This window comes from Halalkalibaculum sp. DA3122, from assembly GCF_043951865.1.
Classification (GTDB): Bacteria; Bacteroidota; Rhodothermia; order Balneolales; family Balneolaceae; genus JAMQKA01.
On sequence record NZ_JBINJF010000015.1, the window covers coordinates 85,171 to 107,908 of the forward strand.

Below are 22,738 nucleotides of genomic sequence, written 5' to 3' on the forward strand. Positions count from 1 at the left end.
TATGCTCGATCAATTCAACAGTGAAAAGTGGTTCAAAAAATTCAAGCTGAAAGCATTCCCTGAACCTGAATACATACAGTTGCGGCATCCCGTATTGCTTTGCCACGGCTATGGTGCATTTGCCTCTCTCGTCAAGCCCTCACCGCTGAACGATGTCGCCATGTTTATGCGCTCGCACGGCGTGCCGGCGTTTGCGCCCAATATTGTACCCTATGCCAAAATTGAGATCCGTTCAAAAGAGTGGAAAACGCTGATCCGGCAGCTTTCGGAGCGGTACGACATCTCCAAATTCAATATCGTTGCCCACAGCATGGGCGGACTCGACATACGCTATGCCCTTTCAAAGCTGGAGCTGGAGCGATATGTGGCCTCGCTCACCACGGTTGCAACTCCTCACCACGGCACCAGCCTTGCTGAGCTGGTATTGAAAGCGCCCGATTCCGTACAGGGCAAGCTTGGCGATTTCTTTGACTGGATGGGAGACCGCGTCTACCCCAAAACCAAAAGTGACGCCATCGGCTCGGTAAAACAGCTAACACGCAGCTACGTGCAGGAACGGTTCAACAACGAGATCCGAAACCTGGAGTCGATCCCCTATTTCTCTTTCAGTGCGGCCGTTGGAAAAGGCACAACCGCTCCCATAGAGACGGTGATCCGTTTTCAAAACAATCACATCTACGAAAATGAAGGAATCAATGACGGACTGGTTTCCGCCCGAAGCGCAATTTGGGGTGAACATATCAAAACCGCACCGATTTCACATTTGGAGCAGATGAGCCTCCGCACCGACAAAGATCGGATGCCGGTCGTCAAGTCGTTCTGGCTGGATGTGCTGAAAATGCTGCAGGAAAAAGGCTTTTAACCCGCAAACAAAAGACGACTCGGGGAATTAGCCCGGATTTATCACCAAGAAATTGGTTTTTCAGCAAGGCGAAGGGCAAATGGCTGCGCAGACGTACGTTGGTACGTTGAGCCGGTGATTTATTTGCCCTTCAACGCAGCTGAAAGGCCCATTTCGCAGCCTTTTACAGGCTGTAATGATAATTTGGCAGTAAAAAATGGTATAAGGTATGGTCATCCATAAAGTGACATGATCTTATCCGAAATACTCGTGAGAAATCCGGGTTAGGCATGACGTACTGATTGAAGAGTTGCTCCAATCCCGTACACCCGCTCTTTCCCGGCAACGGGCCGGCTGCCGACTGTGTACTGCTGCTAAAGCTCGAGGTCTTCCGTGTTTTTGAGCAGCGTATAGGCGGTCATGTCATATTGAATGGGCGTAAGAGAGGCATATCCCTTTTCTAGCACACTCAGGTCCATGTCATCCCCCTCATCCAGCAGCTGCATGCGGCCGGTCATCCAGTAGTAGTTCCTGTTGTTGGGATCGACCCGTCCCTCAAACTCCTCCACGTATCGACTGTTGGCCATGCGTGCCCATTTTATGCCTTTCAACGGACCGGAAGGGGCATTCAAATTCAGGGTCACTCCTTTGGGCAACCCTTCACTCAGTATCCACCCGATAACCCGGCGTGCGGCGTCTTTAGCTCCACTCAGGTCTGCATCCTCGTCATAATCCGTGCAGCTAACCGCCAGCGAGGGATATCCCAGGATCGTACCCTCCGTAGCCGCACTTACGGTGCCGGAATACAGGATGTTAATACCTGCATTGCTGCCGTGGTTGATACCGCTGACCACCAGGTCCGGCTTGCGCTGCAACAGCTGGTCATGTGCCAGCTTCACGGAATCGGCCGGGGTGCCGGATACGGCCTGTCCGTTGAAACGATGGTCGATCTGGAAAGCGCGACTTCGGAGCGGGGTGCTCACGGTAACCGCGTGCCCTACGGCGCTCTGCTGCCGGTCGGGAGCGATAATCTCTACATCGCCGAATTCATCAGCGACCTCTGCCAGCGCTCGAATACCCGGCGCAAAAATGCCGTCGTCATTGCAAACCAAAATGAGGGGCTTGTCACTACTCATAAGACAGATTCCTCGATTGAAAAATTATCATAAAACGCTTTTAAGAATTAACAACCTGTTTTAAGTCATCCGATTCTGGGTCCCTCCTCCTGCTCTCCTTCCTCATGGAGGAAAGCACTGAGCCTGTAAAGCAGGTCATTACCACTTTTGAGGTCGTATCCTCCTCTTCCCGAAGAGGAAATGCAGGGAGATTAATTCTATGGCTAAAAAGCCGATTCTACATTAATCATACTGTTCATCTTCGCTGGGGAAATCTCCCCGCTTAATGTCTTTGATAAACTGGCCTACCGAATCCGTTATTATGCTGTGGAGATCGGCATAGCGCCGCAGGAAACGGGGCTCGAACTCTTTGTTGAGTCCCAGCATGTCGTGCAACACCAACACCTGCCCGTCACAAGCAGCCCCTGCACCAATACCAATGGTGGGAATGGAAAGTTGTTCCGTCACTTTGGCAGCCAGATCAGCGGGAATTTTCTCGAGTACAATGGAAAAACAGCCTGCTTCTTCGAGCCGCCTCGCATCCTCCAGCAGCTCTTTGGCTTCCCGGTCCTCTTTGGCCCGCACTTTGTAGGTGCCAAACTTGTAGATACTCTGCGGGGTGAGCCCCAGGTGCCCCATTACGGGGATACCGGCATCCACAATTTTCTTCACCGTGTCGATAATCGGCTTGCCCCCTTCCAGCTTGACGCCGTGCACGCCCGCTTCCTTCATCATACGGCCGGCATTGATCAGTGCTTCCTTGGGCGTAACCTGGTAGCTCATAAACGGCAAATCCGCAATAATCAGCGACCGCCCGACGCCCCGCACCACGCAGGAGGCGTGGTAAATCATATGCTCAAGCGTCATCGGAACAGTGGTCTCGTGCCCTGCCATCACATTGCTGGCAGAATCACCCACCAGTATGACATCGACACCGGCCTGATCTACAATACGCGCCATCGTGTAATCGTAGGCGGTAAGCATGCTTATTTTCTGTCCCTCCCGTTTCATGTTGACCACCGTCTGGGTAGTCACTTTGGGAGGTCGACTCTGTTTCTGTTGCGTGCTCATGCTTCCTCTCTGGGTACAATCGCCGCTGAAGCTTCCAGTTCGCAAACTACATTTCCGTCTACTGTTGAAAGTCCGTCCATCGTTACAAAATTGCGGCGCTGATTTTTAAGAATTACCTCCATTCGAATCTGGTCGCCCGGCTCTACCGACTTCCGGAACTTGGCCTTGTTGATTCCGGTAAAGACCACCAGATTTTCCGCGGGATTCTCCACCTGGTTTTTCATCAGCATGATTCCTCCGCTCTGGGCCAGCGCCTCTACCTGCAATACGCCCGGCATGATGGGGGCACCCGGAAAGTGACCGTTAAAAAACTCCTCGTTGACAGTCACATTTTTAAGCGTAACAATACGTTTCTCTTCCAGCTCCAGCACGCGGTCAACCAACAGGAATGGATACCGGTGGGGAATATACTTTTTTAGCTCTTCGACTTTCATTTCAGCCATAAACAATCGTCATTTCTTGCAGTTTCAGCTCGGGGCGTAATATAGCAGATTTATTGAACGGTACCCACATATATATAGGCGATACCGCTTGTCAATTTTTTATATTCTCGCCTTGAAAAAGCGTTGGCCTGATCCATCAGGGTTAAAAACTTGTCGCCCGCAGGGAAGGCTGCGCTTGTTTTGGGAAGATAGGTATAGGCTTCGCGGTTGCCGCTGATCCACCCTCCTATGGCCGGCATGATATACTGGCTGTAGAGTTCATAGGGAAATTTCATGATCCCCTCTGGCTGGCCAAATTCAAGCACGACCACACTCCCCCCCGGACGAACCACCCGGGCCATCTCACCCAGCGCGGTCACAGGCTCGTCGACATTGCGAATTCCAAAGGCGATACTGCAAATGTCAAATTTGTCATCCTCATACGGCAGGTTCATTGCGTCGGCCACTTCAAAATCCACGACAAGATTCTGGGCTTCCGCTTTTGCGGGTGCGTGTTCAATCATCTCTTTGCAGAAGTCGGTACCGAGCACGTAGCCGTCGTCCCCCACTTTCTTTTTAAACTCCAGCGCCAGATCGCCGGTGCCGGTGGCACAATCCAGCACTTTGTCACCAAGCCCGGCACCGCTGAGCCGCACCGTCTCGGTCCTCCAGGCGTGGTGAACTCCAAACGAAAGGATGGAGTTGATGCGATCGTAATCATCGGCGATATCGGCAAACATATTCCGAACCTTTTCACTCATATTCTTCCAATTGTTAAATTTATCGCTTGATTCTCCCGGTAGCCGGACATTCTGTCCGGCTCGGCAACCGATGTCCGTCCGGGTTATATTTCAGCGTCATGCCCTGGTCAGTATCTTGTCAAACTCGATTCGAGCAACAATATCCCTTCGATCCCCCGGGGAACAGCCCTTTCAGTAATCATGGGTCAGCATGCAACGAATGTAGTGGTAACAGCACTAGGTATCCACCTTTGTTGACATATTTTTCTCCAGGTGATTTGTCTTGTCCAGGCAGACAATTTCAAATGATTCGCCGTTCCATCGCAGGTGGTTGAGCGAACCGTTGCTGTGTTTGATCTCGTGCATCCGCTCCAACCCGTATCCCAGCCAGCTGGAAAGCAAAATACGTATTAGCCGACCATGCAGTACCGTCAGAATATTTTTACCGGCGTGCTCTTCTATAATAGAATCCATCCGGCCGCGCACTCTCGAGAGCGCCTGGGACGGACTTTCTCCTCCCTCAATAGCCAGGTCAACTTCCCCGTTCCGCCAGCGTCTATGAACCGCTTCCAGATCGTCCTGGATCTCATCGGAGAATTTTCCCTCAAAAATACCAAAATTAATTTCGTCAAGCTCACGGTAGGAGACCAGCTCCACCTGAAAGCGATTGGCTGCTACTTGTGCCGTTTGGATAGAGCGTTTTAAGCTGCTGCTTACCGCCAGGTCTATGCCGAACTCTTCCAAGTAGCTCGCCGTGGCTTCGGCCTGCCGTCGCCCCGTTTTATTCAGGGATTTATCGATGCCCCGGCCCTGCATACGCCCCAGCCTGTTGTACTCGGTCTCACCGTGCCGGACAATAAACAAATTGGTTTCAGACATCAGCTCTGATTTAGTTGTTCTTTTTCCTGCTGCTTGCGAGGCTAACTATTTGCTCTTCCATTTCCCGGATATCATCCGGTACCAGGTTCTCCCTGATCGAAAACCGGAGAATAACCATTTTCATGACCCGGTCATTCAGTGTCAGCAACACTTCCTGCCGCATCTGGAATAATTTATCCCAGAGCTTTCTGAGGAGGCCGAGTTTAAGTACAAAGAAAAAGAGCAGTCCAATACTTGCTGCAAAATATTCGCCCATAATCCCCAAATAGCTCAGTACAACCAGGGAAGTCACCAGCTGGGTTCCGTCTTTGTAGAGATACTCCATCAGGGTGTTCAGAGAGATCATTACAAAAGAACTCTTGTTGAAATACCAGGCCGCGTGAAACGCCACCGCCAGCAGGGCCGCAACCAAAGGAGGAACAAACAGCAGCAGCCCCAGCAGCAGCAACATGGAAAGGCTGTCAGCACTTTTCACCCACGCCTGGGCTGCTCGCACCAGCTCCTCCAGCTCCACTTCTTCCAGCAAACCGGGGACAAACTCCTCGATATAATCGGTGGTGGTGTGGAACCAATCGCCATACCGGGTGACGATCCCCATCCGGGTTTCTGCAAACAGTCGATGAGGGACTTTTCGTTTGTGCTTCATGAGCATTCCAATACTTTTGAAGAGGACGGTCCTCCAACGGCTGGTGCCTGGTGCATCCTCGCATTAAACATTGAGCGTTAATTTATTTAACATCGATCAAATCTGTAAATCATTCAGCGTATTACCCAATACCTCTAAAAAGGTTGATTTAGACAAAAATCCATTTTGCAACGCCTTCTTAAAAGTAACATTCCGATCAGAGAGCACACAATGTTCTTTTAAGATCGAAATTTACAGAACTGCATTCCAGCCAAACCGGGTATACGCGTGATTGCAGGTTTTTCCCGGTTATTTGAAAAAGCTCACCTTGAGGTTGGTAATAAACCAAGAACTGTGAATAAATGCGAAATCTTATCCCAGGCAGGATCCAGTTTCAAGCTGATGCCACTGGGTAGTATCGTCAAGCCTGCGCTACAGTCAATATGATGACGCCATCTGCACCGGCTTCCAGCAGTTTTCCCGCGAGTTCAAAAGAAGTTGCGCCTGTCGTAAAGACATCGTCCACCACGATGGACAATTTATCCGCTATCTCCTCCCCGTTTTTTACTCGAAACGCATCTTTCATGTTTGCATTTCGCTCTTCCAGGTCAAATCCCGTTTGGCTCCTGGTGTTTTTCTGCCGTACCACATCACTGATTCCGCAGATCGGGATGTCCAGCTTTTTTTGCAAACCCTGCGCAATCGTAAAAGCCTGGTTAAAGCCCCGTTGCATAAATTTGATATAGTGCAGCGGTACCGGTACCAGTAAACTGTTTGACGAATATTCTTCCATCATTGCAGCGATACCGGGATGCTGCAGCGTGCGCCAGCCCAGCCGCTCCCCCAGCTGTACCCCGATCTGTTTCAGGTGGTTGTATTTCAACTGGTGCATGAGGTCCTGAAGCGCCCCGCCCTTGTCAAATTGCCAGAGCGCATGCTGAGCCCATACTCCATCGGGAAGCAGCTCGGCCGCCGAGGTGTCTGTATTTTCCGGATTTGCATCCTCAAAACGCTCCATCAGGCAGAAAGTGCAGATCTGCCGCTGCTGTTCCGTTACTTCCATCCCGCAGCAGACACAAACGTTGGGAAAGACGATGCCCGCGAGCCCTGTCTTGATAAAATTTGATATCCCCATAACCGTTTAATACGTGAGTTTTTGCACGTTCTTTTATTGAATAGACCTGCTCAATCCGGGATCCTTACGCAGTTTTGGAGAAATCGGTAAAAAATTTTTGGCATCAGCCATATTTGATTAGATTTACTTGAATATTCTGGAGTTCCTTTTACAAATTTGACTGACTACGTCTCTCTGTTATTTTCAAGTTCTCTTTTATCTATTTAATCACAAATAATACTCATGGCTTCACTTGGTAAAGACCTTGCTACCATCCGAGAGCATCAGAAAAAAACGCTGGAGGATATACATGATGAAACGAAAATTCCGGTGCATATCCTCCAGGCAATAGAAGATGGAACCATTTTTACCGATTTTGAAGAGAACAAGACCTATATTCGCAGCTATATCCGGAGTTATGGCAAGGCCCTGAAAATTGAAGAGGAGCAGGTCATTGAAGCCCTGGATCATTATGAGCTGGGAACCTACGACGGCCACCTGATGGAACAGAATGAAGTTGAGTCGTTCTCCTTTCCTCCCGGGGATCTAACCGCTGAAACAGAAAAACCGGAAGAGTCGTCTGATGCGGAACAGCCTGACGCGGAGCGGCCTCCAGAGATCTCCGCCCGCTCTGCAGATCGGTCCGCCCGGCGCCAGTCCGCGACCGCTCCCCCTTCTGTCAGTTCCGTCGACTGGGCTGACCTGGGGCGCAAATTCAGGCCCCTTGAAAACAGGTCCCGCATATGGATCGGCATTGCCGTGGTTTTGCTTGTAATATCGGGAGTTATCGGATACTGGTTTTACCAGAACAGCAGTTTGGAAGGGCTGGAAAACAGCGATCAAAATACGCCGCAAAACGTCTCGCAACCGGCTATCGTGCCTGATTCCCTGCAACTGAATCTTTCCGATTCCGGCGATACGACTGCCGTTGAGATGCAACAAACCCAGCCAGAAACCACCCAGGCCCTGTCCGACACGCTAACCCTGCTGGTGTACGCGGCCTACGACCGGCTGGACCCTGTCCGGGTATACACGGATGTTATGGCCGAATTTAATCCCTACTGGATTGAAGAAGGCCAGGCGTTCCGATTTGAATTTACTGATGTTGTTCGGATACGCGGACCCTACAGCCGCATGGAGCTGCTGATGAACGGTCATCCGATCGAAAATTTCACAGAGCGGTTTTTAACGACTGTCAGCCCCGATTCGCAATATGTCGAGCTCTCCCGCTCTCTGTTTGAAGGCGATACCATGTGGCTTCAGCCCGCGCCCGATTCCACGGAACTAAACTTTCCTCCCCCCTCCACTGTTTTAGACCGACCAAGCTTTCCAACTGATAACTGACCCTACTGCAATACCATGAACCGAGAGCAAGCGGAACAACGGGTTCAGGAGTTGCGCGACCTTCTGGACCGCGCCAATAAGGCCTATTACCAGGAGGCACAGCCGTTTATTTCTGATCGCCAATTTGATGATTACCTGAAAGAACTGGAACAGCTGGAACAGCAGTTTGACCTACAGGCTCCCGATTCTCCAACCATGCGTGTCGGCGGCGAACCCTCCAGTGACTTTCCCACTGTAGAGCATCCGGTTCCCCTGCTAAGCCTGGACAACACCTACAATGAAGCTGAGCTCAACGACTTTGACCGGCGGGTGCGGGAAATCCTCGGACATTCCGATTTTACCTATATGGTGGAGCTAAAGTTTGACGGGGCGGCGATCCGACTGCGGTACGAAAATGGGACTCTTGTATTGGGAGCAACCCGGGGCGACGGGGAACGGGGTGATGATATCACCCGGAATATCAAAACCATTCGCGACCTGCCGCTGACATTGAGCAACGATTACCCGGAAGTGGTGGAAGTGCGGGGAGAAGCCTACATGGAACGAGAGGCGTTTATCCGGCTGAATGAACACCGCGACGAGCAGGGACTCAATGAGTTTGCCAATCCCCGCAACTCCACGGCGGGCTCCCTGAAAATGCAGGATCCGCGTGAGGTATCCCGGCGGCCCATCCGGCTCTTCTGCTTCGATCTGCTGCTCGACGGAGAGGATGAAACGATTACCCAGTTTCACAAAATGGAGCTCCTCAAAAAGTATGGACTTCGCGTCTGCGAGCACTACACCGTCTGCCAGGGTATTGAGGAGGTCCACCGCCAGATTGAGGAGTGGAAAGAGCTGCGCCACGAACTTCCGTTTGAAACTGACGGCGTGGTCATCAAGGTCAATGAGGCGCGATTCCGCGATCAGCTCGGCACCACCTCCAAGGCGCCCCGCTGGGCCATCGCCTACAAGTTCGAAGCAAAGCAGGCGACCACCACTATCCAGGGCATCACCCTGCAGGTGGGACGGTTGGGCAAAATCACGCCTGTTGCAGAATTGAAACCGGTACAGCTGGCAGGAACCACGGTTAAACGGGCCTCCCTGCACAACGAGGACGAGATCCACCGAAAGGATATCCGGGTGGGTGACCAGGTGGTGGTGGAAAAAGCCGGTGAGATCATTCCCCAGGTGGTAAGTGTAGTAAACCCCGGTCGCGACAATCGCGGCGCAAAATTCAGGATGCCGGATAACTGTCCCGCCTGCGGAGAAGAACTCGTGAAATTTGGGGATGAAGTAGCCTGGCGCTGTATCAATCCGCAATGTCCCCCGCAGGTGCGCAGCCGGATTGAACACTTTGCCTCCCGCGATGCCATGGACATTGAAGGCCTGGGAGAAGCGGTCGTGGATCAGCTGGTGAGCAACAACCTTATCCGGACGTACGCCGACCTGTATGACCTTACTGCAGATCAGCTGCTTCCGCTGGAACGGATGGCCGAAAAGAGTGCGCAAAACCTCCTGGGTGCGATCGAGCAGAGCAAGCAGCAACCGCTCGACCGGGTCATCTACGCCCTTGGCATTCGGTTCGTCGGGGCTACCGTCGCCCGGGACCTGGCCCGGGGCCTGCGCTCCATGGATGCATTGATGAATGCCCGTCAGGAAGACATGACGGCCATTGATGCCATCGGGCCGAAAATAGCGGCCTCTGTTTCCGCTTTCTTCCGTAACGAAAAAAACCGGGAAACCGTGGAAAAACTCCGTTCTCACGGACTCCGTTTCCAGATGGAGGAAGAGGAACAGGCCTCCGGTAAACTGGAAGGCAAAAAATTTGTACTCACCGGATCCCTTCCCACGTTAACACGTAAAGAAGCAACCGAGTTGATTGAAAGTCACGGTGGCAAGACGACCTCATCCGTAAGCTCAAACACCGATTACCTGCTGGCCGGCGAATCGCCCGGCAGCAAGTATGACAAGGCACAGGAGCTGGAAATTCCCGTAATCAGCGAAGAGGACCTGCGCAATATGATCGGGGAATAGGCGTTTGTCTCCTGCTCATTAAATTTTTTCTATATAACCTGAATGATTACTTTAACAGAGTTGCAGCTTTATGTATTGTTACAATTTGCAATGTAATTGCTCATAAAACCTTCTTTCATGGGGTTATTAGACAAATTGGGACTCGGCCAGAAGTCCAATACAGGTGCACCTGTCATTGGAGAAAAGAAAAAAAGGAAGGAAGAGGCCGCCTCTCTCAAAAGAAATAAATATGTACGTGCACTCATACTGGTCGGTTTTCTGGGAGTACTGATCAGCTCCGTACCCCACACATCGTTCAAGGAGCCGATCAACTACACGGTGGGCGAACCCTGGCGCGCAGAGGATTTAACAGCCCCCTTTACCTTCCCGCTTCAAAAAACCCAGCAGGAGATCGACCAGGAACGGCAAAACATAAGGCAGAGCACCCCCCCGATTTTCCATATAGATCACAAGGCGAAAATTAACATTCAGAGCCGGCTGGATTCTCTTTTTAAAGATATGCAGCCGGTTCTGCAGTCATACCTGCAGTGGCAGCAGTCCAAAACTCAAGACAACGGCACCACCTCCAATGACAGCCTCCGGTTTGTCCGGGAGATGAATCTGGCGGAGGTCAACCTCTCCGAATCGTCTTGGCGGGCCCTGCTTGAAAACTATGCCAAGGTCAACGGGGTGGGCACACAGCAGAACGGCAGCGCACAGTTTGTGGGAGATGACCTCAAGCAGCAGCTCGAAGACCTGATCAACGAAGTGCTGCGCGACGGAATCATAAACGCTGAAAAAGACACCCTCTCGCTCGATGAAATTACGGTTCGCGACCTGAGGGAACGCACCGAACGTACCTACAGCGTGGCAAACGTCCGCGACATGGACGAGGTAAAAGAGTTTGCCCGCTTCCGGCTCTCCCGCTCCTATTTCGAGGAGATCGCCTCTGCCGGGTCGCAGCTGTTCAACCAGGTGATTCAACCCAACTATATTTTTAATAGGAATGACACTGAATCCCGGGTTGACGAGGCCCTGGCCAATATCTCCACCACCAAGGGGGCCGTCTCCCAGGGGCAGGTGATCATCCGCAAGGGTGACCTGGTTAACAGGGAGAAAGCCAACTGGCTGGAAAGCCTGGCCGAGGCCCGGGCCCAAAATGCGAGTGATACTGAACGATGGCTGCGCTACTTCGGGGATGTACTGGCGATTATGGCCATCATCACCGTATTTATCTTTTACCTGTACCTGTATCGGCGCTCCATTTTTAATGACAACTCCATGCTCCTGCTGGTGGTAATCGCCATGAGCATTATCTGTATTGCCAGTTCCATCTCCTACGGACTCAATGATATATCCCCCTACATCGTACCTGTGGCCGTGGCCCCGATCATTCTCACCATCATTTTCGACTCGCGGGTGGGTTTGCTGTCCACAATCAGCCTGGCCCTGTTGACCGGCCTCATCATCGGGAATAATTTCGAATATGTCGCAGCCACCACGGTGGCCTGCAGCCTGGGCCTGTTTTCGGTGCGCGACATCAAAAAACGGTCCCAGTTCTTCTTTATAACGCCGGGTATCGTCTTCGTTTCGTACGCGGTCATTCTTATCGGGTTTAATATGACCGCCTTTGAGGGGTGGAATGAACTTGCCACGGACCTCCTGTTTGTTATTATTAATTCTGTCTTTATCCTGTTTACCTACCCGTTGATTCTCTTTTTTGAAAAAGTGTTTAACGTCACAACCGACTTTACCCTGCTGGAGCTCAGCGATACCAACCTGCCGCTGCTCAAAGACCTGATGACGAAGGCCCCGGGCACGTTTCATCACAGCCTGCAGGTAGCCAACCTTTCGGAAGCCGCCGCCGGATCTATCGGGGCCAATGGTCTTTTATGCCGCGTCGGGGCTCTCTACCACGATATCGGGAAGATGGAAAATCCCGGTTATTTTGTGGAAAACCAGTCCGGACCCAACGAGCATGACAAGCTCAAACCGCGCATGAGTGCCCTGGTAATCAAGGCACACGTAAGCAACGGGGTAAAAGTGGCCCGCAATCACGGGCTCCCGGAGATCATTGTTGACTTTATAAAAACCCACCACGGCACCTCGCTGATTAAGTTTTTCTTTGAGAAAGCCAAAGAAAATACCGATGAAGAGAAGGATGAAATCCAGGAAAAAGATTTCCGCTATGACGGTCCCCTGCCCCGCACCAAGGAAACCGGGATCCTGCTGCTGGCCGACGGGGTCGAAGCCGCTTCCAGGGCCATGAAGGATCCAAGCTACCAGAAGTTGGAAAACCTGGTCAACAAGATGGTGGACGACCGGGTTAATGAAGGGCAGCTCAGCAATTGTCCGCTTACGTTCCAGGATCTCCGCTCTATTAAGGAAACCTTCCTGAATATCCTGATGGGTATCTATCACAGCCGCGTTGAGTATCCGGAAGACAAGAAAGATAAGGGAAAAAAACAGGTCGAAAAGATAGCTGCAGACACCACAATCACCGACGACAAATCGACCGACGTTACACTTCCCGAATCCGAAACCCCGCCACCACCCAAGGTGGATGACTATATTAACACGTAGGAGTCCCGCAGTCAGTATTTTTCAGGGAGGAAATTGAAATACCGGGATTTGGATGGAATCCGGGTTAAAACCTCTTTATAAATCTTTTTTTGATTATCCCTCATGCAGTTTGACAACGAACTTCGTCGTTATCTCCAGTTTATCCGGGTTGAAAAAGGACTTTCCGAGCACTCGGTTGAGGCCTATAAAAATGACCTCAACCGGTATCTGAAATTTTTGGCGCAGGACCTTCGCATCAAGGATCTTGCCGGGGTGACGCTCCAACATATTGAGGATTATCTGGAGGAACTTTCGGCAATGGACCTCTCCACCAGCTCAATCGTTCGGAACGTCTCGAGTATCCGCAACTTCCACGAGTTTGCCGTAGTCGAAAATATGACCAAGACTAATCCCGCAGAGCTGGTAGATCTGCCGAAAAAAGCGCAAAAGCTTCCAGAGGTCCTTACCCCGGATGAGATTGTGCAAATCCTGGAAGTTCCGGATCGAACCACTGACCAGGGTATCCGCAATGCGGCCATCATGGAGTGCTTGTACGCTACCGGCATGCGGGTAAGCGAATTGACAGGCCTGGAGCTTGACAGTCTCTTTTTTGAAATCGGCTTTATTCGCGTAATCGGGAAGGGCAATAAGGAACGGCTGGTACCGGTGGGAGAAAAGGCACAAGAAGCCGTGGAGCACTATATCGAATATATCCGGCCGAACTACCTGAGCGAGGAGAATCCTCAGAAATCCAATAACCGGGTGTTCCTGAATAACCGCGGGGGACCGCTGTCGCGCATGAGTATATGGAATATTGTGAATAACGCAGCCGAACGGGCGGGCATCAAAAAAAATGTGTATCCCCATATTTTCAGGCACTCATTTGCCACCCACCTGCTGGAGGGCGGAGCCGACCTGCGCGCCGTTCAGGAGATGCTGGGACACACCTCCATCAACACAACAGAAATTTATACCCACGTAGACCGAAGCCTGCTGCACCAGGTACACAAAGAATTCCACCCGCGGGCGTAGCTTCCCGTGGAGTTCCTTTCAATATACCTGAGGGTTACCCCTTCATTCATCTGCCTTCAAGTCCGGGATATGGCTGAAAATCTGCGGCATCATTTCTCCCGGTTTCCTCATTCCCGCGCAAACCAGAGCATATTTTTTTATATTCCCGTTTAAACCAACACTCGCAATCACACCTGTTTTTGATGAGGTACCCGCTCCAACTTCTGCTCTCATTTTTCCTGCTCTCCCTCCTCTTTGTTAAACCAACCCATGCCCAGATCGGATGGACCAAATCTTATGAACAGGGCACGGTCGTAGCGGCGGAACAAAAAGCCGCCGATATTGGACGCCAGATCCTGGAAGAGGGAGGTAATGCGGTTGACGCTGCCGTGGCCGTTCAATTTGCCCTTGCCGTAACGCTGCCACGCGCCGGCAATATCGGGGGCGGGGGATTTATGGTACTTCACCTGGCCGGTGGCACAACCCGTGCGCTGGACTTCAGGGAAGTCGCTCCCGACCGGGCGAGCCGTGACATGTTTATCCGTAACGGGGAATACCAGCCCGACTTGAGCCGGCGCTCGATCCTGGCCTCGGGCGTTCCCGGCGTGGTAGACGGCATGATCAAAGCGACCGAACGGTATGGCCGCCTCCCCCTTGAGGCAGTCATACGCCCGGCCATTACGCTGGCCAGGGAAGGATATGCCCTTTCCTGGACCCAGGCCCAGACGCTCAATAACCACGCATCCTCTTTTAAGCAGTACCAAGGCTCCCGCAGGTATTTCACCAAGCAAAGCGGGAGACCATTTGCCGAGGGCGACCGGTTTGTCCAAAAAGACCTCGCGCAAACACTGGATCGTATTGCCCGTTTTGGGCGGGAGGGTTTCTATTCGGGGCGCACCGCGGATATGATTGTCCGCGAAATGAACCGGCACGGCGGATTAATTACACACCGGGATCTCAAAAATTACCAGAGCACCTGGAGGGATCCGGTTGAAACACATTTCCGGGGCTACGATCTGCATATCATGCCGCCGCCCAGCAGCGGCAGCATCGCCATCGCACAGATCCTGAACATGGTTGACAATTATCCTTTGCGCGAGCTGGGCTTCAATTCAACTGACTATATTCACCTGCTTACCGAAGCGATGCGTCGTGCTTTTGCCGACCGCGCCCATTTCCTGGGTGATCCCGATTTTGTGGATATCCCCGTCAGCCAGCTGATAAGTCGATCCTACAGCGATCGACGAATGCAAAGTTTTGATCCCATGCAGGCCACCGAAAGCGACAACATCGATCACGGTTCGATCCCGGGGTTCCGATCATCCGAAACTACGCACTACTCCATTGTGGATGACGAAGGCAACGCCGTGGCGGTAACCACCACGCTCAACGGTTCGTTTGGGAGCAAAATCAGTGTTGACGGGGCCGGATTCCTCCTCAATAATGAAATGGATGACTTTACTGCCGAACCCGGCGAGCCAAATATGTTCGGCCTGGTACAGGGCAAAGCCAACGCAATAGAACCGGGCAAACGGATGCTCAGCAGCATGTCTCCCTCCATCGTCACCCAAAAAGGAGAGATCCGCATGATGCTGGGGGCCGCGGGTGGGCCCAGAATTATCACGGCCATCCTCCAAAACTTTCTAAATATCGCCGTATTCGGAATGAATGCACAGCAGGCTTTGAGTGCACCCCGGTTTCACCACCAGTGGCTGCCAGACCAACTTTTTTATGAACCTTACGGGCTCACGCGGGATACGCGGGAGGAGCTGGTCAAAAAGGGGCATCGCCTGACTACACGAGATACGATCGGGCGCTCGCACATTATTTATGTTGATGAGACAGGAATACGGCATGGGGCCGCTGATCCCAGGGGAGACGGCTATGTGAGTGGGTATTGATGGTTGTGGGTCGTGGGTCGTGAGTTTTGGGTTGTGGGGAGTGTGTTGCTTGGGGTTCTGCCGGAGAAAACTCCAAAGGGCGTATTCCACTCAATATGTAATCACAGCTAAAAAATTGGAAAGCCGGTTAAACCGGGTCTTGCCACATCATCTTTGCACTATATCTGTCATTAACACTTGCGCACAAATTGGTATATTCAGCATACAATAACGCTTCGATCTATAAACGTTTAACAACATTGTGAGGAACAGCATACCGGATCATTGATAGAATACGGATTGCAATGAGAGGAGTCGAAAGGATTGAATCCAACACAAAAAGATAAAACAAGTTATGGCCAACGATACCGAGACCACTGTACAATCTATTGAATGGCGCGGCGATCACCTGCGAATTCTGGACCAAACCTACCTTCCCAATCGCGAGGTATACAGCGACATTGAAGACGTGGGCCGCATTTGGGAGTCTATTAAAAAGCTGCGGGTACGGGGAGCCCCGGCGATCGGCATTGCAGCGGCATATGGATTTTACCTGGGCATTAAAGACCTGCCCGAAAGCACTTTCGAGAGCTTTTGGGTAGAGGTGGAACGAATCGCGGATTACCTGGAATCGGCTCGTCCCACTGCTGTAAACCTGCACTGGGCGTTAAACCGGTTGAAAAGTACCATACAGGCCCACAAGGAAAAGGAAATTTCCGAGATCAAGGATATCGTCCTTAAAACGGCCAAAACGATCCATGACGAGGACAAGCGAATCAACAAGAAGATCGGTGAAAACGGGCTGGATCTGGTCGGCGATAAAGCGAATATCCTGACTCACTGCAATACCGGTAGCCTGGCCACCGCACAATATGGGACAGCACTTTCGGTCATTTTCCACGCTCACGAGGCGAAAAAAGATATCCACGTTTGGGTAGATGAAACCCGGCCCCTGCTGCAGGGAGCCCGGCTGACCTCCTGGGAGTTGATGAACGCCGAAATACCGATGAAGCTGATCACCGATTCCATGGCGGGGTCGCTTATGCAGCAAAACAAGGTCGATATGGTCATCGTGGGAGCCGACCGCGTGGCAGCGAATGGAGATACAGCCAATAAAATCGGTACGTACCCCCTGGCGGTTCTGGCCAGTGAGCACGACCTCCCGTTTTACGTGGCGGTGCCACTGTCCACCATCGACATGGAACTCAAAGACGGTACCGACATTCCGATTGAAGAACGGGAATCGGACGAAATCGCTAATTTCAACGGCTCGCAGGTGGCCCCTGACAAAGTCGAGACCTATAATCCCGCCTTTGATGTGACGCCCCATAAATATATTACCGGTTTTATCACCGAAAAGGGGATCATCAAACCGAATTTTGAGGATAACTTTAAAAAACTTTTTAAGGATTAGGGAAACTCTGCAAACCGGTTATGTTACCCGGTACCGGCATTTTCACTTTACGGTATGATCGAAAAAATACACCACTACGAGATTCATCAGAAGCTGGGATCCGGCGCGCAGGGTACCGTATACCTGGCAACAGACACCAAGCTGATGCGGCCGGTGGTGATTAAAATCGTTCACCCGGAACGCTCCTCTGAAAAACGAGTACGGGTTGAAATTCTGGAGGAGGCACGGCTGGCCTCCGCTATCCAGCATCCGAATGTCTGTACCATCTATGAAGTCAGCGAATATGAAAAGCGTCCCTATATGGTGATGCAGCATGTACCCGGCAAAACGCTTGAAAAGCTTGTTGAGGAAGAGCCGCTCAATATGCAGTTTGCCCTCTCCGTAGGCATATAAATATCGGAGGGGCTCGAAGAAGCCCACCGCCTGGGCATCTTGCATCGCGATCTGAAACCGGCGAATATCATGATCACCGAAGCCGGACTGGTAAAAATCCTGGATTTCGGGCTGGCCCGCAAGCGCACAGATGAGGAGAAAGAGCCCAGGCCAGTCCATGAGTCTGAATTCGGATTTGGCCCATCTCCCCAAGGAGCGCAGGGATCCCGGACCAAACAGATGGGCACCGTTGCCTACATGGCACCTGAACAATTCGTAACCCTGCGAAGTACCGAGCAGTCGGATATATTTTCGGTCGGCGTTATCCTCTACGAAATTACAACCGGTCGCCATCCTTTCTGGGTCCCTGAAAGTGCCGGACAGGGCGGACTTATTCACCAGATTAAAAATACTGATCCGATCCGGCCGCAGACATTGAGGGATGAGGTGCCCGAATCGCTGCAGAACGTAATTTTAAAGGCTCTGGACAAACAGCCTTCAAACCGTTTTAAATCGGTCACCGAGCTGAGCGAGGGGCTGAAGACCATTATGAAAAGCATGGACTTTGAGGTCGGAACCGTACCCGGCGAACATTCTGCAGTTCTGCCTTCTCCGGCCCCGAGCACCAGGTCGGAGTCGCGCCCGCGCAGCAGCCTTTTATCGATACTAACCGACTTTTTTGACCAGGCTGAAAACAAGGAGATACCGGAAAACTCTGTCGCTGTCCTTCCATTTAAACAGGCCGGGGAGGCTGCCAGACGGAAAAATCGGTATTTTGGCCTTGCCATGACAGATGCGATTGCCAACAGGCTCGCACAAAACTCTTCGGTTCGCATTCGCCCGCCCGGTGCCTTTCTGTCTCTTTCCGACCGCAGCCTAGACGAAATACAGGCCGGTCACCGGCTGGAATCGGAATATATTCTTACTGGCTCCTATTTCAGGTCAGATGAAGGTTTCAACCTCAACTGGCAGCTGCTGGAGGTGGCCGGCAAATCGATCGCAGCCGGAGATACCATCGAGGTTCCCTCATTCGACCTGGTGAAAGTTCAAAGCGATATTACCGACCAGGTTGAACAAGCGCTGTTCAACCTGGAAAACCTGGAAATGAAAAAACCCGAAAAAAAATCGCCGGCACTGGCCGACCATCTCTCGGAAATATACCTCGAAGCCCGCGCGCTGCTCTCCAGGTTTCTCTGGGGATCCAGCAACCCGAGTGACCTTGAGGAGAGTAAAAACAAGTTCAAAACCGTGCTTGAAACCGCTCCCGATTTTGCTCCCGCCCAGGCCGGATTGGGGCGCGTTCATTTAAATTATGTAGTCAACGGTTTCGGAGGGCACACCCATTTTATGGCTGCCCAGCGGCATCTTGAAAAAGCCCTGGAGATCGATCCCTCCAATACAGAGGCCAAGCTGCAGCGCGCCTACACCTACCTTTGGCGTGGCGAAAAGGAGCAGGCGCGGCGCGACATCCAGGTTCTCCTCAAACAGACGCGGCACGACGCAGAAGTATTTCTGGGAGCCGGCATCATCTTTCAGCTTGATGGAATCTATGAAGATGCCCTTCGCCTTTTCGGGATGGCCCTGCAACACAATCCCACAGCGGCAACCCAGATATACAACCGGCGGGCCCGCATCTATCACTACAAAGGGGAACTGGAGCTGGCATGGGAAGAGGTGAAAAAAGGGCTGTCCCTGGAACCTCAACATTCGCTGCTTCAGACCACGGAGGGATACCTGTACTTTCGCGCGGAACAATACGGGAAAGCGATTCCGATCCTCGAATCGGTGATCCGGGATGACCCCTCCCGCCGGATGACCTACCCCACACTGGCGATGTGTTATGTAAAAAACGGAGAGCCCGAAAAAGCAGCCAAACTCATAACCGATGAGCTGCTGGCCATTTCGGCGACCGACTGCGAGATGGCCTACCGGATGGCCACTTACTGCGTGGTGGAAGAGAACAGCTCGGAAGCCCTGCACTGGCTCCGGAAAACGATCTACCTGGGTTATGAAAACTATCCCTGGATTGTGTCAAATCCCGCCTGGAACGAGTTACATAATCACCCGGAATTTAAAAAGCTAACCTCCGACCTGAAGCGGGTGTATGACAACAGTAAAAAGAAGTGGAAAAATTTTATGAGCGATTACTGGGACCAATAAGCTGCTGCAAGATACCTCAAATGATTTTCGGGAATTCCACCCCGCCTTCGGTTCAACAGGATTTTAATCCCCCAGACAGATACCCACGTCCCGGGCCGTTTGCACGATATCGCTGTCGAGCGGCACATATTTCATTTTCCCCGCCACTTCGCTGAGAGGGATGGTCGTCAGCTTGTTATCCTGCAATACCACCAGCTCGTTAAAATCACCGTTTTCCACGCACCGGATTGCCGAGGCCCCGTAGCGCATCGAGATCAGCCGGTCGTAGGTCGTCGGTGATCCCCCGCGCTGGAGGTGCCCGAGGACGACCGAGCGCGACTCCTGCCCGGTCCGTTCGGTTAACTCGGTGGCCACCTGGCTGGCGATGCCGCCCAGCTGCTCCTGTTGCCCCAGCGTCTTTCCCTTGGTCACGATATCCCCGCCCTTGACCTTGGCCCCCTCGGCTACCACAATCATCGTGTAGTTTTTGCCTTTGGACTTCCGCTCTTCAATCTTTTCGATAATCGCTTCGTAGGTAAACGGAATTTCAGGTATCAGGATCACATCGGCAGTAGAGGCCAGCCCGGAATACAGGGCAATCCACCCGGCGTAGCGCCCCATTACCTCCACAACCATCAGCCGCTCGTGCGACTCCGCCGTGGTGGTAATCCGGTCGATCGCCTCGGTGGCGATACTGCGGGCGGTATCAAACCCGAGGGTTACATCGCAGCCCCACAGGTCATTGTCAATGGTTTTGGGCACTCCAACTATCTTGATCCCTTTCTTGGTCAGCTTGTGGGCTATATGCATGGATCCGTCGCCGCCAATAGCCACCAGGGCATCGATGTTGTACTCATCGAATTTTTTTACCAGGTGGTCAGAGACATCTTTCAGGCCCATGCTTCCATCCTCTTGCCGGCAGGGCATCTCAAACGGATTCCCCTTGTTGGCGGTCCCCAGAATGGTACCGCCCAGCAGGGTAATGCCCCGCACCGACTCCTCTGTCATCTTGATAAAGGGGGTATCGGTATAGATTGAGCCGTACCCGTTCTTGATCCCAAACACTTCCCACCCTCGTTTCAGTGCAGCTAGTGTAGCAGACCGAATGGCGGCATTCAGCCCGGGTGCATCTCCCCCTCCGGTGTTAATCGCTATTCTCATTCTGCAGCAACCTCCCGGAGTGGTTCACCCTGGCTTCGGAATACCTGTTCAACCTGCTCGGCACCCAGCCCGCTGCGCAGCACTTTTGCCTGGTCATCCGTCATATCCAATATGGTCGTCTCCCGGCTGGGCAGCTCCTGCTGGTTGTCAATAATGATATCCACGAGCTTTTCAAATTCTCTCAAAAAAGGCTCGCGCTCGTAGTTGGCCAGTTCTTCATCCCCGATGTTCGGTTTTTTTGCGGTAATGGAGACCAGTGGGTTGCCCACCTCCCTGCCCAGCAGTTCACAGATCGGATAATCGGGCACCCGAATGCCCACCGTCTTTTTCTTGGGATGCACCAGCAGCTTGGGAACCTCTTTGGTGGCCGGCAGAATGAAGGTATAGGGACCGGGTATCAGTCGTTTGATCAGCTTAAAATTATGATCGGAAATGTGGGCAAATTTTGCGATCCCGGAGAGTGAATCACACAGAATTGTCAGGTGGTCGTCATCATTCATCTGTCGAATATTCCGGATCCGTTTAATTCCTTTTTTATTCGTGTATTCGCATCCCAGCGCATACTGGCTGTCGGTCGGAAACAGCGCTATACTCCCCTGTTTAAGCATATCAGCAATTTCAAAAATTCGTTTTACGTGGGGGGTTTCGGGATGGAGTTTTATACGTTCGGCCATAAAACCTACCTCTGTAATTTAAAAGGTTAACTTTGGCTGTTAACATGGATCGAAGCGGTTATATAACATGCCAACATCAGATTGCAACGCTTGTTCTGAAACTGTTAAAAAAGAAAAGCTGTTAAAACCATAAGCTTGTTGTTGAATACAATAGATGATATATAACCGGCTGATTTATTAATAACATATTGAGTCAGGATAGTCAACTAAAATTTGAAAAGTTAATTAAAAATCATTCACACCATGAACAATTCTGTCAACGCATACTGGTTGGGACATTCCGCTTTCAAACTGGAAAGCCCGGAGGGCAACATCATTTACATCGATCCCTTTTTGAAAAACAATCCCACGACCCCCGATGAGTTTAAATCCCCCTCCGAGGCCGATTATATACTGCTCACCCACGGCCATGAAGATCACGTGGGCGATACCATTGAGATTGCCAAGCGGACCGGATGCGATGTGGTTTCGATTGTGGAGCTCTCGGGGCTACTGAAAAAACACGGGTTGTCGGAAGACCAGGCTGTGGAATTCAACAAGGGAGGGGCCATAGAGTTTGACGATTTCAGCGTAACCCTGGTTTCAGCCAATCACAGCTCCTCGTTCGGGGGCGAATATGCGGGCGACCCCGGCGGGCTGGTAGTGGAATTCGACGATTTCACCTTCTATCACCTGGGAGATACCAATATTTTTGCGGACCTGGAACTGTACGGCGAGCTCTACGAGCCCGACCTGATCGCCGTTCCGATGGGAGATCACTACACCATGGGGCCTGCAGAAGCCGCCTGGGCTTGCGAAATGATCGATGCGGCATATGCAGTACCGATCCATTACGGCACTTTTCCCGTCCTTACGGGCAGCCCGGAAGATTTCAAAGAACTCACCGAGGAATCTTCCGACACCGAAGTTCTGATTCCAGAAGCGGGTAAAAACTTCCTGAAATAAAAAACTACGTCAAACCGTGCTTTCGCCCGATTGGAAGCACGGTTTTGTTGTACAATGCACAACCGCCGCCACTGTTAAAAAAATGCTAAACCTGTGGTGAGCCCCCTATCAACCGGCTTATTTTATTATATTGGGATAGGGAACTTAGAAAACCGATCCTGCGAAAAACTAGATACCGCTGCGTGATCTTGCCGGCAATCCAGAGCTACACGCTAAAACAGCAAACGGGTACCTGCCTCGGGCTGTTGAACCGACCGGCAAACACGGTGAAAATGATCCGGCAACTGAAAGAAGCTCACAGGGTTTGGTAAAGTCCAGCAGCAGTATCATTTAATGCTAATAAACGCGTTTAGGGGTTAGGATTTTAACAATTTTAAACTAAGAAAGGCCATGCAAACGCTTGATATTCAATATCTTAGGGATGTTAATTCTCACAA

General features: G+C 51.7%; 18 protein-coding genes and 1 pseudogene. 10 read left to right on the forward strand and 9 right to left on the reverse strand.

From position 1 onward, the window contains the following. The first annotated feature begins 1 nt into the window (after position 1). Positions 2-862, forward strand: a complete 861-nt coding sequence (locus tag ACG2F4_RS11405; RefSeq protein WP_395260822.1) for a lipase family alpha/beta hydrolase — start codon at positions 2-4, stop codon at positions 860-862. A gap of 353 nt (positions 863-1,215) precedes the next feature. Here ACG2F4_RS11405 and surE read toward each other — a convergent pair whose 3' ends face one another. The 7 genes from surE to ACG2F4_RS11440 all read right to left on the reverse strand — a co-directional run bounded on the left by surE (position 1,216) and on the right by ACG2F4_RS11440 (position 6,828). Continuing rightward, positions 1,216-1,977: a 5'/3'-nucleotidase SurE gene (gene surE, locus ACG2F4_RS11410; RefSeq protein ID WP_395260824.1), complete on the reverse strand. Its 762-nt coding sequence runs from the start codon at positions 1,975-1,977 to the stop codon at positions 1,216-1,218. Positions 1,978-2,199: 222 nt separating this feature from the next. Continuing rightward, a complete protein-coding gene (gene panB / locus ACG2F4_RS11415) occupies positions 2,200-3,027 on the reverse strand; it encodes a 3-methyl-2-oxobutanoate hydroxymethyltransferase (RefSeq protein WP_395260825.1) in 828 nt (275 codons plus the stop codon). Further along, entirely contained in the window at positions 3,024-3,470 is a 447-nt protein-coding gene (fabZ, locus tag ACG2F4_RS11420) for a 3-hydroxyacyl-ACP dehydratase FabZ (RefSeq protein WP_395260827.1), read from the reverse strand. The genes panB and fabZ overlap by 4 nt, the downstream gene beginning before the upstream one ends. 50 nt (positions 3,471-3,520) lie before the next feature. Continuing rightward, complete coding sequence (gene ubiE / locus ACG2F4_RS11425; RefSeq protein ID WP_395260828.1) at positions 3,521-4,210, reverse strand: bifunctional demethylmenaquinone methyltransferase/2-methoxy-6-polyprenyl-1,4-benzoquinol methylase UbiE; 690 nt, start codon at positions 4,208-4,210, stop codon at positions 3,521-3,523. Positions 4,211-4,426: 216 nt separating this feature from the next. Beyond that, the gene (locus tag ACG2F4_RS11430; RefSeq protein ID WP_395260830.1) at positions 4,427-5,068 is read right to left on the reverse strand and encodes a histidine phosphatase family protein; all 642 of its coding nucleotides are present in this window, start codon (positions 5,066-5,068) and stop codon (positions 4,427-4,429) included. Between the two features lie 10 nt (positions 5,069-5,078). Continuing rightward, positions 5,079-5,714: a hypothetical protein gene (locus ACG2F4_RS11435; RefSeq protein WP_395260831.1), complete on the reverse strand. Its 636-nt coding sequence runs from the start codon at positions 5,712-5,714 to the stop codon at positions 5,079-5,081. 400 nt (positions 5,715-6,114) lie between these two features. Continuing rightward, positions 6,115-6,828 (reverse strand): ComF family protein, encoded by a 714-nt coding sequence (locus tag ACG2F4_RS11440; RefSeq protein WP_395260832.1) that lies wholly within the window; start codon positions 6,826-6,828, stop codon positions 6,115-6,117. Between the two features lie 222 nt (positions 6,829-7,050). On the opposite strand from ACG2F4_RS11440, the gene ACG2F4_RS11445 reads away from it, so the two are divergent. The 8 genes and pseudogenes from ACG2F4_RS11445 (at position 7,051) to ACG2F4_RS11480 (ending at position 19,542) form a co-directional block, all read left to right on the forward strand. Continuing rightward, positions 7,051-8,151 carry a helix-turn-helix domain-containing protein gene (locus tag ACG2F4_RS11445; protein WP_395260834.1) on the forward strand — a complete coding sequence of 367 codons (1,101 nt, stop codon included), beginning with the start codon at positions 7,051-7,053 and terminating at the stop codon, positions 8,149-8,151. 15 nt (positions 8,152-8,166) lie between these two features. After that, positions 8,167-10,164: an NAD-dependent DNA ligase LigA gene (ligA, locus tag ACG2F4_RS11450; protein ID WP_395260836.1), complete on the forward strand. Its 1,998-nt coding sequence runs from the start codon at positions 8,167-8,169 to the stop codon at positions 10,162-10,164. 117 nt (positions 10,165-10,281) lie between these two features. Then, positions 10,282-12,726, forward strand: a complete 2,445-nt coding sequence (locus ACG2F4_RS11455) for an HD family phosphohydrolase (protein ID WP_395260838.1) — start codon at positions 10,282-10,284, stop codon at positions 12,724-12,726. A 102-nt stretch (positions 12,727-12,828) separates the two neighbouring features. Continuing rightward, positions 12,829-13,737 (forward strand): site-specific tyrosine recombinase XerD, encoded by a 909-nt coding sequence (gene xerD / locus ACG2F4_RS11460; RefSeq protein ID WP_395260840.1) that lies wholly within the window; start codon positions 12,829-12,831, stop codon positions 13,735-13,737. Positions 13,738-13,919: 182 nt separating this feature from the next. Continuing rightward, on the forward strand, positions 13,920-15,617 hold the full coding sequence (gene ggt, locus ACG2F4_RS11465) for a gamma-glutamyltransferase (RefSeq protein WP_395260842.1): 1,698 nt from the start codon (positions 13,920-13,922) through the stop codon (positions 15,615-15,617). A gap of 334 nt (positions 15,618-15,951) precedes the next feature. Beyond that, positions 15,952-17,010 (forward strand): S-methyl-5-thioribose-1-phosphate isomerase, encoded by a 1,059-nt coding sequence (gene mtnA, locus ACG2F4_RS11470; protein WP_395260844.1) that lies wholly within the window; start codon positions 15,952-15,954, stop codon positions 17,008-17,010. Positions 17,011-17,064: 54 nt separating this feature from the next. Beyond that, a pseudogene (locus ACG2F4_RS11475) lies at positions 17,065-18,879 on the forward strand (protein kinase); the annotation flags it as partial. A 78-nt stretch (positions 18,880-18,957) separates the two neighbouring features. Beyond that, positions 18,958-19,542 (forward strand): tetratricopeptide repeat protein, encoded by a 585-nt coding sequence (locus ACG2F4_RS11480; protein ID WP_395260851.1) that lies wholly within the window; start codon positions 18,958-18,960, stop codon positions 19,540-19,542. A gap of 63 nt (positions 19,543-19,605) precedes the next feature. Here ACG2F4_RS11480 and ACG2F4_RS11485 read toward each other — a convergent pair whose 3' ends face one another. Next, positions 19,606-20,682, reverse strand: a complete 1,077-nt coding sequence (locus ACG2F4_RS11485) for a 6-phosphofructokinase (protein ID WP_395260846.1) — start codon at positions 20,680-20,682, stop codon at positions 19,606-19,608. Then, positions 20,679-21,356: an L-threonylcarbamoyladenylate synthase gene (locus tag ACG2F4_RS11490; RefSeq protein ID WP_395260848.1), complete on the reverse strand. Its 678-nt coding sequence runs from the start codon at positions 21,354-21,356 to the stop codon at positions 20,679-20,681. The genes ACG2F4_RS11485 and ACG2F4_RS11490 overlap by 4 nt, the downstream gene beginning before the upstream one ends. 243 nt (positions 21,357-21,599) lie before the next feature. On the opposite strand from ACG2F4_RS11490, the gene ACG2F4_RS11495 reads away from it, so the two are divergent. Continuing rightward, a complete protein-coding gene (locus tag ACG2F4_RS11495) occupies positions 21,600-22,301 on the forward strand; it encodes a metal-dependent hydrolase (RefSeq protein ID WP_395260849.1) in 702 nt (233 codons plus the stop codon). Positions 22,302-22,738 lie beyond the last annotated feature (437 nt).